This window comes from Acidicapsa borealis (assembly GCF_059115245.1).
Genome location: NZ_JCACNY010000001.1, coordinates 1,959,698 through 1,972,528, shown reverse-complemented (window position 1 = coordinate 1,972,528; position 12,831 = coordinate 1,959,698). Strand labels below are relative to the sequence as shown.

The 12,831-nt window shown below is 58.9% G+C and carries 12 protein-coding genes; 3 read left to right on the top strand and 9 right to left on the bottom strand.

Translation table 11 applies throughout. From position 1 onward, the window contains the following. Positions 1 to 2: 2 nt before the first annotated feature. The 6 genes from fmt to AC5S27_RS08035 all read right to left on the bottom strand — a co-directional run bounded on the left by fmt (position 3) and on the right by AC5S27_RS08035 (position 5,243). Entirely contained in the window at positions 3 to 962 is a 960-nt protein-coding gene (gene fmt / locus AC5S27_RS08060) for a methionyl-tRNA formyltransferase (protein ID WP_493934046.1), read from the bottom strand. A 45-nt stretch (positions 963 to 1,007) separates the two neighbouring features. Next, on the bottom strand, positions 1,008 to 1,985 hold the full coding sequence (locus AC5S27_RS08055; protein ID WP_493934045.1) for a zinc-dependent alcohol dehydrogenase family protein: 978 nt from the start codon (positions 1,983 to 1,985) through the stop codon (positions 1,008 to 1,010). A 99-nt stretch (positions 1,986 to 2,084) separates the two neighbouring features. Further along, positions 2,085 to 2,594, bottom strand: coding sequence for a peptide deformylase (gene def, locus AC5S27_RS08050; protein ID WP_493934044.1), 510 nt, complete (start codon positions 2,592 to 2,594; stop codon positions 2,085 to 2,087). A gap of 72 nt (positions 2,595 to 2,666) precedes the next feature. Beyond that, complete coding sequence (gene aroC / locus AC5S27_RS08045; RefSeq protein WP_493934043.1) at positions 2,667 to 3,842, bottom strand: chorismate synthase; 1,176 nt, start codon at positions 3,840 to 3,842, stop codon at positions 2,667 to 2,669. 254 nt (positions 3,843 to 4,096) lie between these two features. Beyond that, a complete protein-coding gene (locus AC5S27_RS08040) occupies positions 4,097 to 4,804 on the bottom strand; it encodes a hypothetical protein (RefSeq protein WP_493934042.1) in 708 nt (235 codons plus the stop codon). Positions 4,805 to 4,862: 58 nt separating this feature from the next. Beyond that, complete coding sequence (locus tag AC5S27_RS08035; protein ID WP_493934041.1) at positions 4,863 to 5,243, bottom strand: EVE domain-containing protein; 381 nt, start codon at positions 5,241 to 5,243, stop codon at positions 4,863 to 4,865. Between the two features lie 100 nt (positions 5,244 to 5,343). Between AC5S27_RS08035 and AC5S27_RS08030 the strand changes: the two genes are divergently transcribed. Continuing rightward, a complete protein-coding gene (locus AC5S27_RS08030) occupies positions 5,344 to 5,568 on the top strand; it encodes a hypothetical protein (RefSeq protein WP_493934040.1) in 225 nt (74 codons plus the stop codon). After that, on the top strand, positions 5,547 to 5,987 hold the full coding sequence (locus tag AC5S27_RS08025; RefSeq protein ID WP_493934039.1) for a putative toxin-antitoxin system toxin component, PIN family: 441 nt from the start codon (positions 5,547 to 5,549) through the stop codon (positions 5,985 to 5,987). Before AC5S27_RS08030 ends, AC5S27_RS08025 begins: the two co-directional genes overlap by 22 nt. Before the next feature lie 82 nt (positions 5,988 to 6,069). On the opposite strand, the gene AC5S27_RS08020 is transcribed toward AC5S27_RS08025, so the two are convergent. From AC5S27_RS08020 to AC5S27_RS08010, 3 genes are all read right to left on the bottom strand, one after another. Then, positions 6,070 to 7,527: a GGDEF domain-containing protein gene (locus AC5S27_RS08020; RefSeq protein ID WP_493934038.1), complete on the bottom strand. Its 1,458-nt coding sequence runs from the start codon at positions 7,525 to 7,527 to the stop codon at positions 6,070 to 6,072. A gap of 217 nt (positions 7,528 to 7,744) precedes the next feature. Further along, positions 7,745 to 8,881 (bottom strand): 3'-5' exoribonuclease YhaM family protein, encoded by a 1,137-nt coding sequence (locus AC5S27_RS08015; RefSeq protein WP_493934037.1) that lies wholly within the window; start codon positions 8,879 to 8,881, stop codon positions 7,745 to 7,747. Between the two features lie 142 nt (positions 8,882 to 9,023). After that, positions 9,024 to 10,898, bottom strand: coding sequence for a peptidylprolyl isomerase (locus tag AC5S27_RS08010; protein WP_493934036.1), 1,875 nt, complete (start codon positions 10,896 to 10,898; stop codon positions 9,024 to 9,026). Positions 10,899 to 11,192: 294 nt separating this feature from the next. Here AC5S27_RS08010 and AC5S27_RS08005 point away from each other — a divergent pair, with 294 nt between their 5' ends. After that, a complete protein-coding gene (locus AC5S27_RS08005) occupies positions 11,193 to 12,812 on the top strand; it encodes a S41 family peptidase (protein WP_493934035.1) in 1,620 nt (539 codons plus the stop codon). The last annotated feature ends 19 nt before the right edge of the window (positions 12,813 to 12,831 follow it).

Below are 12,831 nucleotides of genomic sequence, written 5' to 3'. Positions count from 1 at the left end.
GGTTAGCCGAGCCTCTTGCCGGTGGTGATAGCGTTGCCACGCAGAAACTCGGCGGCGGTCATGCGGTTGCGGCCTTCCGGTTGAAGTTCCAGCAGTTCAAGCGTCGTGCCCTCTGCACAGGCCACAGAAAGACGGTTGCCTTCCACGATCAGTTCGCCGGGCTCATGGGCTGCCCCAGAAGCTGCGACCTTCAAACGATGGACGATTAGCTTTTTCTCATCGAGTCGGGCGAAAGCTCCCGGCCAGGGCTGAAAGCCCCGCCAGCGGTTCCAAAGCTCGGTAGCCGTGTGTGCAGCGAACGCCATACGACCATCTTCACGATCCAGCATGCGCGCGAGTGTTGCCTGCGAATGATCCTGGGGCACAGGCAGTACAGTGCCGTCGGCAAGTCCGGCAAGCGTCTGAACAACCAGCGGAGCGCCAGATTCTGAGAGCTTCCTAAATATCTCGACCGAGGTATCTTCAGCTTCAATCGGCAACTCCTGCTGCAGCAGGATCGGGCCAGTGTCGAGGCCCTCTTCCAGAAGCATCGTTGTATTGCCCGTCACCGGCTCGCCCATCGCGACAGCCCACTGGATCGGCGCAGCACCGCGATACTTCGGCAGCAAAGATCCATGCAGATTGATGCAACCGAGGCGCGGCAAATCAAGCATCCACTTGGGAATGATGCGGCCATACGCAACAACGACGATTGCGTCCGGAGCGATCTGTTCCAGGCGTGCGCGAAACTCCAGGTTGTTCTTGATCTTTTCCGGCTGAGTAACTTCAAGACCATGCGCAAGAGCAATCTGTTTCACCGGCGGCGCAGTCAGAACTTGCTTACGGCCTACCGGACGGTCGGGCTGCGTAACGACCAATGGAATGGAATGGCCTGCGGCAAGCAACGCTTCGAGCGTAGGGACAGCAAATTCAGGAGTGCCGCAGAAAATAAGGCGAAGCGGATTCGATACTGGAAATGTCACTTCGACCTCTGAGACGACTTACATCATTCATTCTAGAGATCAATTCTAGAAATCGATAACCACTTTGCCGAACGCACCCGACGCCACCAGCGCATGTGCTTCGTCAATTTCAGCTATTGAAAAGCTCTGCTCGCTGAGCAACGGACGAAGCTTACCTTCGTCCGCCAGCATCGCAGCCTGACGCAGAATCTCGCCATGGTGCGCCTGGCCGAAGCCCGTGAGCAGCGGCATCAGCGTAAATACACCCGAGTAAGTAGCCCCGCGAAAAGACAAGGGAGCCAGCGAATGGGTGCTCCACCCCAGGCAACTGACGACGTGCCCCGTATACCGCCTGACCGCCAGAAAGGACGCGTCGATCGTCGCGCCTCCGACCGTGTCATACACCACATCAAACCCCAGCCCACCCGTATACGCAGCCACATACTCGTCAACGCTCGCACTGCGATAGTCGATGGGCGTGGCACCAAAGCGTTCGACAATCTCCCGCTTTTCCGGCGAAACCGTTGCAAACACTTCAGCGCCGAATGCCTTCGCCAATTGCACTGCAATGTGCCCGACCCCACCTGCCCCGGCATGCACAAGCACCTGCTGCCCCGCATGAACCCTGGCACGATCCACAATGCCTTCCCAGGCAGTGATAGTGATCAACGGCAGCGCCGCGGCCTCGCGCATCGAGAGCGAAGCCGGCTTGTGGGCAATCAAATCCTCGCTGACGGCAGCAAACTCCGCCAACGTTCCCTGCCGTCCGCCGACACCGCCCACCATGCCGAACACCTCATAGCCAGGACGAAAGGCCGTGACGCCCGGGCCGGCTTCGACGACGACTCCAGCCATGTCCATCCCAAGAACTGCCGGCAGAGGCTGTTTTGCGTGATCGGCTTTACCCGCCCGAATCTTGGTATCGAGCGGGTTAACCCCGCTGGCGTGAATCTTGACCAGAACCTCTCCGGCCCCCGGAATCGGAGTCGGGATATCCGTCGCGATAAAAGGACCGTCCGGCTGTTGTACGACGAAAGCGCGCATGACAATCCTTTCCCTGCCCTATTCCTGCCCGGCTGACTCGCTTGGTTGCAGCCGCTACCAATCTCCGCTCAAAGCTGCGCAATCACTGCGGCGACAGGTTTACCACTCGCCTGCCCGCTGCATCTTTCGAATTTTGCGCAGCGCGAGATCGCGCTTCAGGCTGCTGATGCGGAAGATAAATAGAACTCCGTCCAAGTGGTCGATTTCATGCTGGAAGCAGCGCGACAGCAGTTCCTCGCCTTCCGCTTCAAACCATGAGCCGTACTCATCCTGCGCGCGGATTTTGACCTTGGCAGCGCGGACGACCTTCTCACGAATCTCAGGAAAACTCAGGCAGCCTTCTTCATCGTAGAGCTTACCTTCGCGCTCAATGATCTCCGGGTTGATGAGCACCATCTTCTGCTTGGGATCCTTGGCGCTGGAGAGATCAATGACCGTGATGCGCTTGGAGACGCCAACCTGCGGTGCGGCCAGGCCAATGCCCTGCGCCGCATACATGGTTTCAAACATGTCGGCTACGAACTTGCGCAGCTTGTCGTCGAATTCGGTGACCGGCTCTCCTGGCTGCTGGAGAACCGGGTCGGGGTATTTCACAATCGTAAGCAACATTCTGATCTTGATGACCCGCCAACCCTGGCGGTGTCTCTTCCTTAAGAATTTCTGACTGAGAAGTTCAATGACTTAGTAATTCTTGATCTGCTCCAGGTAGCCATCAAAGTTGCGCTTCAGTTCGAGAGCCGAATCACCACCGAACTTCTCCAGCACTTCCTTCGCGATGATGAAGGCTACCATGGCCTCAGCTGCGACTCCAGCGGCCGGAACGACACAAATATCGCTGCGCTCGTAGCTGGCGGAGGTGGCTTCGCGTGTGTCGAAACGGACCGATTCGAGCGGACGGCGCAACGTGCTGATCGGCTTCAAATAGCCACGAACGACGACGTCTTCGCCGTTCGAAATGCCGCCTTCGATGCCGCCGGCATTGTTCTGGTGCCGGGTAAAGCGTGTCGGTTTGTCGCTCTCCGGGCCGTAGTGAATCGCGTCATGCACCTGGGAGCCGAAGGATTCCGCAGCCGTAACACCGCGCCCGATCTCAACCGCCTTCACCGCCTGCAGGCTCATCACCGCCCAGGCAAGCAGCCCGTCAAGACGCTCATCCCAGTTGGCGTAAGTACCTACGCCTGGAGGCAAACCGTGAACAACAACCTCAAAAACGCCGCCGATGGTGTCGCCCGTGCGGCTGGTTTCGGCGACTTCTTCCCGCATGCGCTCTTCAGTTTCCGGATCGACGCAGCTTAAAAGAATCTCAGGCTTCTGCGTAACCGCAACGATTTCATCCCAGGTAGCCGGGCGCTCCAACTCGACGCGGCCTACGCGAATGACGTGGCTCGCGACCTCAATTCCCAAATGCCGCAGCAGCAGCTTGGCGAAAGCGCCAGCAGCCACGCGCGATGTAGATTCGCGGGCGGAGGCGCGTTCGAGCACGTAGCGCGCGTCTTTGAAGTTGTATTTGAGAGCGCCAGGCAGGTCGGCGTGGCCGGGGCGCGGCGAAGCTACGACCTGGTGTTTGCTGGGGTCGCCAGCTTCCACCGGCAGCTTTTCCTCCCAGTTTTTCCAGTCGCTGTTGACGATCTGGATCGCAATCGGCGATCCGATCGTCTTGCCGTGGCGCACACCGCTCAAAATATGAGCTTTATCCGTCTCGATCTTCATGCGGCCGCCGCGGCCAAAGCCCTGCTGGCGCCGCCAGAGTTCGCGGTTGATGAAGTCGAAGTCGACCGGGATACCGGCGGGAAGGCCGGAGATGAGCGCGATGAGAGCTTCGCCGTGCGACTCGCCGGCAGTTTCAAAACGGATCATGACCTATTGATTATAAGGGAGGATTAGACTTACGCCCCGGAGCTTCGGGCTGGGATGATGCTCTCTGCTAGGCGAAAAACTCAATCATACGTAGAATCCCGCAGGACGTTGCGCAATACTTGTACGTCACTGCGCAATCTCCGTGCCACGTTGCGCAATCGGCATCGCAACAACGCGCAATCCGCCTGAGACGTTGCGCAATTGAAGGCAGGAAATTCGGCCTTTGATTACACTTGCACCCGGATACCTTAGAGCTAGGGCTTGGATTTGCAAAGACCTTTGGAAACCCAGTCAGTGACGACCGTGGTGTGGGGCTTGGAAGAGGAATGCAGTACGAGCACGATTCCGCGACGGGGCTCGCTTCCGGTCGCGACTAACTCCATGGGGACGCCTTCTGGCGCGATGACGTCTGCGCCTTTGCGGCCCGTCTGCATGCCTGCTGGAGTTTCCAGGCAGGACTCGCCGGTCTCTGTGTAAAAGGCCTCCGGGCCGGAGTGCATGTGGGTGCGGCTGACGGCACCCGGTTGCATGATGGATTCCCGGTACTGCGCGGTGTATTCTTCGCCGGGTTGGATGAGCAGCGGACCGATTTCGCTAACGCGGGTGGCGTTGGGTGCCGGAGCGATTTTGTCTCCGACCGTGAGCAGCCAGACTTTACCCAGCGCCTCAACGACTGTGCCGCTCTTCGAGGTTGCTGCCTCGGCACTTTCCTTCGACGGGAAGACATCGAGCGTCCAGAACACCGGGCTGGCAGGGAGTTTGCCCAGCGGGGTGCTGGCAATGATCCAGCAGCCGTCGACACCAGTGCGTTCGCTCACCGGCTTGCAGCTCTCCAGCTTAACCGGATTCTGCTGAGCCTCCGGGTGAGCCTGGGCCAATGCCGGAGAGACAACTGTAGCGCCGCAAGCTAAGGAGAGGACGAGGCTTCCAAGAAAGCCGTTACGCTGAATCCGGTTCTGCATCGTAAGCACCTCGTGCGGCAAGACGTTGCATGGAGCGGTTGAAGCCTACTGCTTCAAGCTAGTCAAGGAACCAATACCACTGGTCTTCAGTCAGCGGCACTACGCTCAGGCGCCCGATGATCACCAGCGGCGACTTCGCGAAGAGCGGTTCGGCCTTGATCTGCGCCAGCGTCTTGGGGTGCTTGAGACGTTTACCCACTTTGACCTTGACGACCGGAACTTTGGGGTCGGTCGGGTCAACGCTAAGGACGGTACCTGTGCCGACGGCCGTGCGCTCGTTGCCTGTGTGGTAGAAGATCCACTTGCTGCCCTTGGGCATTTCGCGAAGATGCATCACAGCGGTGGCATTGTTCACGTTATCCCAAATGGTTTCCTGGTCGCGGAGGAAGTCGTCGAAGGAGTAAACGTCGGGCTCGGTCTTGAAGAGGAAGTAGGGCATTGGCCTTATCGTAAGCCAGGGAACAGCAAATGGGGAATAAGGAATAGAAAATCAACTTTCAATGAAGTAAGATATCCTTGTTTCCGTGAAAGAGGTTTTCATGCTGGCAAAGATGACGGTCAAAAATCAGCTTACGCTTCCAAAGGCAGTCGCAAACCGCTTCGGCGGCGTCGAGTACTTCGATGTGAGCACCGACGGGGTGAGCATCACGCTTAAACCGCTCATAAGGAGCCGTGCCGATGAGGTGTGGGACAAACTGGAGGAATTGGGCATTACCGAACAAGATGTGGCCGATGCTGTCGAATGGGCTCGAAAACAGCCGTGAGTCAACTAAAAATACCTCGGGTGGTCTTCGACACAAATGTCGTGATCTCGACGCTACTCTTTAGAAGCGGACGACTTGCGTGGCTTCGATCGCACTGGATGGAGAAACGGTGTTTGCCTTTATTGTCCCACGCAACTGCTGCTGAACTCACTCGGATTCTCTCGTATTCAAAATTCCGGTTGGCAGCGAACGAACGTCTGGAATTGCATGGCTTCTATCTTCCTTATTGCGAAACCATCGAGGTAACGGAGTCTTGCCCAGTAGCCTGCCGGGACGCGAAGGATCAGATCTTTCTGGATTTAGCGCAAAGCGGAGATGCCGATGTACTGGTAACCGGCGATCAGGATCTACTTGTGCTGAACTCTTTCACTCCATTTGCCATTGAAACTCCAGAAGCCTATCGCCAGAGGACCTCATAAGCACCACGCTTGAGAGAGGTGGCTCGGTTGGAAGAGGAAGTAGGGCATGTCGGATCTATCTTAATGCGCCTAGACCATGCACCTAGACCGTTGGCGCGATCCCTTCCACACGGTTTCGTCCGGCCTTCTTGGCCAGGTAGAGCGCGTCGTCCGCCATCTGGAAGAGGATGGCATACCTTTCGGCCATGGAAGGCAGGTAGTGCGCGCATCCGATCGATACGGTAACGTTTCCGGACGGGCTTCCGCGGTGTTCAATCGCGAGTTCCGCTACGGCTTTCAGGATTGCCTCCGCAACGACCTGTGCGCCTTCGATCCCAGTATTCGGCAGGAGGACAACAAATTCCTCCCCACCATAGCGCGCTACAAAATCCTCGGGGCGGCGGGGAGTATTGACGAGCGCCTGCGCAACTTCCTGCAGGCAGTGGTCACCGAGCAGGTGACCATAAAAATCATTGAACTGCTTGAAGTGGTCAATGTCGATCATGAGGAGAGAGAGGGGGGATTGAGCGCGAATAGCGCGCTTCCACTCGATCTCAAGCTGGTGATCCAGAGAGCGGCGATTGGGGATGGAGGTGAGTCCGTCGAGCGAGGCGAGGCGCTGCAGGCGGGCGTTGGTAACGCTAAGTTTTTCCGTCATCCGCTTGCGCTCCATGAAGAGAAGCGAGGCAGGAAAGAGCGCGACCAGGTGGAAGCCGAGATAGATCTGAAGGGCGAGGTCGCGAGGTACCAACAGCGTCTCCGGCCAGCTCCCGAATGGGCCCCAGCCATGGGTCGTACAGTAGACGGCGATAAAGCAGACACACGTGACAACGAGGGTGGTTCCGGGAAAGGTCAACAGCGAATCGACCAGGAGTAGAACGGGATAGAGAAGAAAAAGGAGCGGATACTCGTTGGTCCTGAAAATGAGGACGGTGACCGCCAGGGCGACGAGCATTGCCAATGCAGTGCGCGGCAGGGCGCGAGGCTGGAAGATCATCAGCATTTCCGAGGAACGCAGGGCCAGGGTAAGCGGGAGCGTGACGGCGATGCCGAGGGCGTCAGCGGTCGCCCAGTTGTTGAAGGCGACGAGGTACGGCAGACCCTGGGTCTGGTGAAAGAAGATCGCCGCACCGATGCCCGAGATGATGGGACCAACAATCAGCGCTGCGACAAAGCGAACGAACACCCTCCGCGATCGCAACCAGCGGTCGAGCGATACAAAAGGCGGCAGCAGGCTAGCGCTGATGGCGACTTCTGCGACGGAGAAGAGGCGCTGCCATATTTCCAGGGCGACTGCATTGACGGCAGAGTCATCCAGATACTCGCCAATGCCGGTGCCGATGGCCACACCGAGCAGGATGGGAGGCCAGCTTCTGCGGGGATTGCGCAGCAGGAGAGCGATCGTCACGCCATTGAGCGGCCAGAGAATCGTCCAGCCGGAGCTGAAGGCGAATTTGTTCAGTGTCCAGTCCGCGCAGAAGTAGGCGATGCCAAAGAGGACGGTCAGCGCCAGGGGATGAAGCGGTCTGCGGCGTTTCAGTTGCGCTCTGCCAAGGGACACGGATCCACTTTCGCGAATGATTGGAACTAAGTCGGGACGCCATAGGCCAGCTCGCTGTAGAGTTTCGTGACACCGCGACCTGTCAGTGCGTTCCTACTGCGCGATTATAGGGGAGATGCGATTTCCTGGAGTCGCTAAAACGAACGGAAACGCCACCGCGCGCGATTTCGGTAAGGCGTCGCCGTGCGAGTATCAATCCTTTGACCGAAGGCTGAACTCAGAGGCCACTAAATAACGACTGCGGAGCTTCGGTGCGTTCCGTGCGTTCTAACCGTTCCGTACGTTCCGTTTCCTCGATCACCACAACCACATCGATCTCTCGTTGCTGCGCTTCCTCGGTTGGAGCCGGCTTAGCCTCCCCCAGCCATGCCCTGCTGTTGAGCATATTGCGCTGGTCGAGCGCCCAGATGCGGTCGGTGAGCTCGCCGGGGCCTTTGCCCTGGCGAGCAGCCTTGGCGAATTCGCTGGCGAGAGTCTGCATCTTGGCGTCCATGTCGTCGAGGAAGTTGAGCATGAGCGCTTCGGGGATCATGGGGAGTTTGGGGCTGCCGTACTCCAGCTTGCCGTGATGCGACAGAATCATGTGCAGGATCAGCGTCTTGAGGCGCGGCGGGAAGTTGGGTAGGCCGTCGATGGTCTCTTCAACCATGCTGTAGCCGATCTGAATATGACCGAGAAGCGTGCCTTCCAGGGTGTACTCGAAGCCTGTAGCCCAGGCCAGTTCGTGGATTTTGCCGATGTCGTGGAGGATGATTCCTGTCAGCACCAGGTCGCGCATGAGCAGCGGATAGTGCGGGACCACTTTCTGGGCAAGCTCCAGCAGGCTGACGACATGTTCGAGCAGCCCGCCGAGAAAAGCGTGGTGGAGCTGCTTTGCTGCCGGGGCTTCGCGCAGAGCCGTACGGATTTCGGGATTGGCGAGAACAGCGACGACGAGACGCTTGAGATCGGGCTCGGTGAAGGTGGTGACGGCGGATTCGAGCTTTGCCCACAGATCGTCGATATTGAAGGTCGTCGCAGGTAGCAGGTCTGCGCGGTCATACTCCGCGGGACTCAGCTTCTTGAGCTGATCGACTTTGAGCTGAAGGGTGCCTTCAAATTTAGAGGCGCAGCCACGGACCTTGACGACATCCCCTTTGGCAAAATCCTGCGCGATGCGCGGGTCGAAGAGCTCCCATACGCGAGCTTCAATCTGGCCGGAGTTATCGCCCAAGGTCAAGCTGAGATAGGGCTTGGCTGTCCTGGTTGTCCTCTGCTGCTTGTTCAGGACGAGGTAGGTCGCGTCAAAGGGCTTGTTTTCGAATTGATTTTCGGAGACAAGGCGGGCCAGGTCGGCTATGTAGATTTCTTTCATGCTGGGAGTGAGCTTATCGCATTTGCTTGGTCAGGCGGTAGCGCCGTGCCAGTAGCGCGGGCAAACTGCACCCATTGATTTTTGCTCAAAACAACGACGGCCCTGATTGCTCAGGGCCGTCGATTACGGATTCAGTGCTTGATTACTTGCTGGGCGGAACGCCGGGGGTCTGGGCCGGCGGGTCCGGGCTGGCTGGAGTCTGGGCCGGGAAAGACGGCGGGGCAGGAGAGGACGGCGGCGTCTCCTTCGGGGCTGTCTGAGGAGCAGGTGCGCCCTTGGCCGGGGCAGCCGGGGTGATCTCGACAGGCTCCTTGGGGGTCGTGTCTTTCGGACGCTCCTGGATGCGGGTCTTATCGCCGGAGTTCGCGCCTGTCGGCTTCTTCTTCTTTTTCTTGGTGGTGTCACCGGCAAGGCCGAGCGGTGCAGACTGGGTCTGCTGATCGGCGACTTCCGCCGGAGCGATCGGCGCCGGGGCAAACGTGTCGAGCTGCGGACCAGTCGGCTTGGGCGCCTTTGGCAGCTTGGCGCGAGCGGAGTAGCGGGACTTCTTCACCGGAGCGGCGGGAGCTTCCACTGGTGCGTCGGCGTCGGCTACTGCGGCGTCCGTCTTCGGCAATGCACCTGCGTCCTCAACCTTGGTGGGTGCGGCGTTGGGCAGGGTTTCGCGCGGAGCCTGTCCAAAGCGGATCTTTTCGCGCTTGCCGGCCTTCATGCTGGCTGGAGTGGCGCTGGCGGCTGCCTTCTTGCTGGCCTTGTCCTGCTTCGCAGTGGTAGGCGCGGGGGTCGTGTCAGCGGAAACTGGAACTACAGCCGCCTGCGCAGGCTTGCTGCGGAAGCTGTGCTCGGTCTCACGGAAGCGGGTGCGCTGGACCTTCTTCTTCTTCTTCGGCGCGGGAGGCGTGTATGCGCTGTAGGTCGGCTTGGTCTGCTTCGGGCTGGCGCCAGTGTCCACGTAGCCAGGCTTGATATCAATGTAGGCCTGTTCGCGCAGGGTGGTGAGATAGGAGCGAATGGCCGGTTCCATGCGGCTCATGTAGAAGGTCTCTTCGACCTGGTTCTCAACGTCCTTGTACTGCGGAACGCCGCCGTTGACGTGTTCCACGACCTTCAGGATCACATAGCCCTGCTTGGTATGGATGGGTTCGGTGAATTCCCCGGTCTTGAGGCTGAATGTGGAATCCTCGAAGACCTTGTTCAGCTTGCCGCGACCAAATGTGCCCAGATCGCCGCCCTGCGCTGCTGTCGGGCCGTCGCTGTTGGCGCGGGCCAGCTTGTCAAAATCACCGCCGGCCTTGAGCTTCGCTTCAATGTCGTCCGCCTTCGCTTTCGCTGTAGCGAGCCGCTGCGGATCGTCCACAGGAGCTTCGCCGGTGGCTGACGGTGCCGCAGCGCCGGTGGAGATGAGAATTTCGCTGAGGTGGACGCTCTCCGGCTGGACGTAGTCCTGCTTGTGCGCCTCGAAGTAGCGCTGCACCTCGCCCGGCGTCACAGAGACGCGCCGGCCTACTTCATCGCGCATCACCTGTTGGGTGATGATCTGGTTACGGATGTTGGCCTTGAAATCTTCAAAGGAAACGCCCTGCTCGCGAGCGGCCTTTTCGAGGTCTTCGAGAGTTTCGAGGTTGTACTTCTTGCGGATTTCATCGAGCTGCTTGATGAGCTCGGTTTCGCCGTTGATGCCGAGTTCCTTGCCCTTGGAGAGCCAGAGCTGCTGATCGATCAGGCCGCGGAGCAGATCCTTGTGGCCTTCGTTGATCTGCTGCATGGTTTCGCCGCGCTCACGGGCCTGCGCGTCGACTTCCTTGAGGGCGCGATCATAGTCCGTACGCGTGATGATCTGGTCGTTGACGCGAGCCAGGATGTCTTCGACGGTCACGCCGCCGTAAGGGCCCTGCGGAGCGGAGCCAGGTGCCAGCGCAGCTGCCTGGGCAAACGCCGACGTTGGAGCGGAAGCGGCGATGCCAAGGGCTAGCGAGCACACGAGCAGCGCGGAATTGCGAACGGGGCGAGAATTCATCGGGCGAAAGGTCATAATTGGCTGGCGGAACGGGGACACAACTGCGCGCCCGAACCTTACAAATCCTTAGACGTTATTGTAACCGCCCGGAAAGCAAGCCCGTGGAGTAAACCGGGGCCGCATGTGGGAATAACGCTACCGGCAGCAGAGCAGGCTCGTCTAACCGTTACGATGCTATACTTTCGGTCAAGACCGGCCTTTTTCAAGGCCGCGTCGATGCCGGAATCGGCGCTGATTGAGTGCCGGTCGATTGACGACCAAAAGGTCAAAAGGCATCTGGAGGTTCCCCAAGCTATGACACCGCGCGCCCGCCGGGCAGCATTCTCTCTCGTAGTCTTTTTCAGCGTGTGCGGGGCTGCGGGTATGCTGCTGTCGCACAACGTTGGCGCGCAGTCGGCGGCGGATGAGTCGCAGTTTCGGGACAGCCTGAAGTCATTCACCAACGTCTACGCGCTGGTGGAGCAGAACTACGCTGAGCCAATCAATGGCGACAAAGCCGACACAGTCATATACGACGGTGCGATCCCGGGCATGCTCCGCGTGCTCGATCCGCATTCCAGCTTTTACGATCCCAAGGCCTACGCGAAGATGCGCGAGGACCAGCATGGACGCTATTACGGCGTCGGCATGGTGATCCAGCAGCAGCAGAACAAGATTTATGTGGTCACTCCGTATGAGGGTTCACCTTCCTACAAGGCCGGGATTCGGCCGGGAGACGTGATTGCCACCGTCGATGGAAAATCTGCGGACGGAATGAACTCGGAGCAGGTGGCCAAAACCCTGAAGGGACCCAAGGGCACGCACGTATCCATCACGACGATTCGCGAGGGTCAGAGCAAGCCGATGACCTTTGACCTGATCCGCGATGAGATCCCGCATCCTTCCGTGGATTTGAAATACGAGATTCGCCCGGGTATCGGTTACATTCACCTGACCAACTTCCAGGAGACAACGGCCAAGGAAGTCGAAGACGCCGTAGACGGTTTTCACGATCTGAAGGGCCTGGTATTCGATCTGCGTAGCAATCCGGGTGGTCTGCTGAGCCAGGCTGTCGAAGTCTGCGACCACCTGCTGGCCAAGGGGCAGAACATCGTTTCGCAGCACGGGCGCGCATACCAGGACGTGAACTACACCGCGACCCACGGCAATCAGGGACACACCTTCCCCATCGTCGTGGTGGTGAATCGCAATACTGCATCCGCGGCGGAGATCGTTTCCGGCGCGCTGCAGGATCATGACCGGGCACTGATTGTGGGCGAAACGACCTTCGGCAAGGGCTTGGTTCAGACCGTCTACAACCTGCCGGAGAACACTGGTCTGGCGCTCACGACCTATCACTACTACACGCCTTCGGGCCGGTTGATCCAGCGCGACTACGCAGGCGTTTCGCTGTATGACTACTACAACCACGCCAATGCCCTTCCTGCGGACAACACCAACAAGGAAGTAAAGCTGACCGACTCCGGCCGCACAGTGTACGGTGGCGGCGGCATCACTCCGGACGAGAAGATTGAGACGCCGAAGTCGACGCCATTCATGGATACGCTGGCATACCGGTATGCGTTCTTCCACTTCGCGCATCATTACCTCGCAAACAAGACCGTCGAGAAAGATTTCAAGGTAGACGACGCTGTACTGGGCGAGTTCAAGCAATTCCTGACCAGCCAGAATATCCCTTGGACGCCTGAGGATTTCGCCGCTTCTTCCGCATTCCAGCAGGACTGGATCAAAACGAATATCCGCGCGGAGATTCTGACCAGCCAGTTTGGGCAGTTCCAGGGGCTGCGGACGCGGGCCGATTGGGATCCGGAATTGCAGAAGGCTCTCACCTTCCTTCCCGAAGCGCAGGCATTGCAGGATACGGCGCACAAAGTCCTGGCTCAAAAGGCTGAAGCGCGGACCGGCGGGAACTAGCTTTCGCGCCGCGGTCTGA

Bases quoted from the DNA above. Each gene is read 5' to 3' on its own strand.
- AC5S27_RS08025 (WP_493934039.1), top strand. From the start codon at position 5,547: ATGGGCTCGAAAACAGCCGTGAGTCAACTAAAAATACCTCGGGTGGTC.
- aroC (WP_493934043.1), bottom strand. From the start codon at position 3,842: ATGATCCGTTTTGAAACTGCCGGCGAGTCGCACGGCGAAGCTCTCATC.
- AC5S27_RS08030 (WP_493934040.1), top strand. From the start codon at position 5,344: ATGCTGGCAAAGATGACGGTCAAAAATCAGCTTACGCTTCCAAAGGCA.
- AC5S27_RS08055 (WP_493934045.1), bottom strand. From the start codon at position 1,985: ATGCGCGCTTTCGTCGTACAACAGCCGGACGGTCCTTTTATCGCGACG.
- AC5S27_RS08015 (WP_493934037.1), bottom strand. From the start codon at position 8,881: ATGAAAGAAATCTACATAGCCGACCTGGCCCGCCTTGTCTCCGAAAAT.
- AC5S27_RS08040 (WP_493934042.1), bottom strand. From the start codon at position 4,804: ATGCAGAACCGGATTCAGCGTAACGGCTTTCTTGGAAGCCTCGTCCTC.
- def (WP_493934044.1), bottom strand. From the start codon at position 2,594: ATGTTGCTTACGATTGTGAAATACCCCGACCCGGTTCTCCAGCAGCCA.
- AC5S27_RS08035 (WP_493934041.1), bottom strand. From the start codon at position 5,243: ATGCCCTACTTCCTCTTCAAGACCGAGCCCGACGTTTACTCCTTCGAC.
- AC5S27_RS08010 (WP_493934036.1), bottom strand. From the start codon at position 10,898: ATGAATTCTCGCCCCGTTCGCAATTCCGCGCTGCTCGTGTGCTCGCTA.
- AC5S27_RS08005 (WP_493934035.1), top strand. From the start codon at position 11,193: ATGACACCGCGCGCCCGCCGGGCAGCATTCTCTCTCGTAGTCTTTTTC.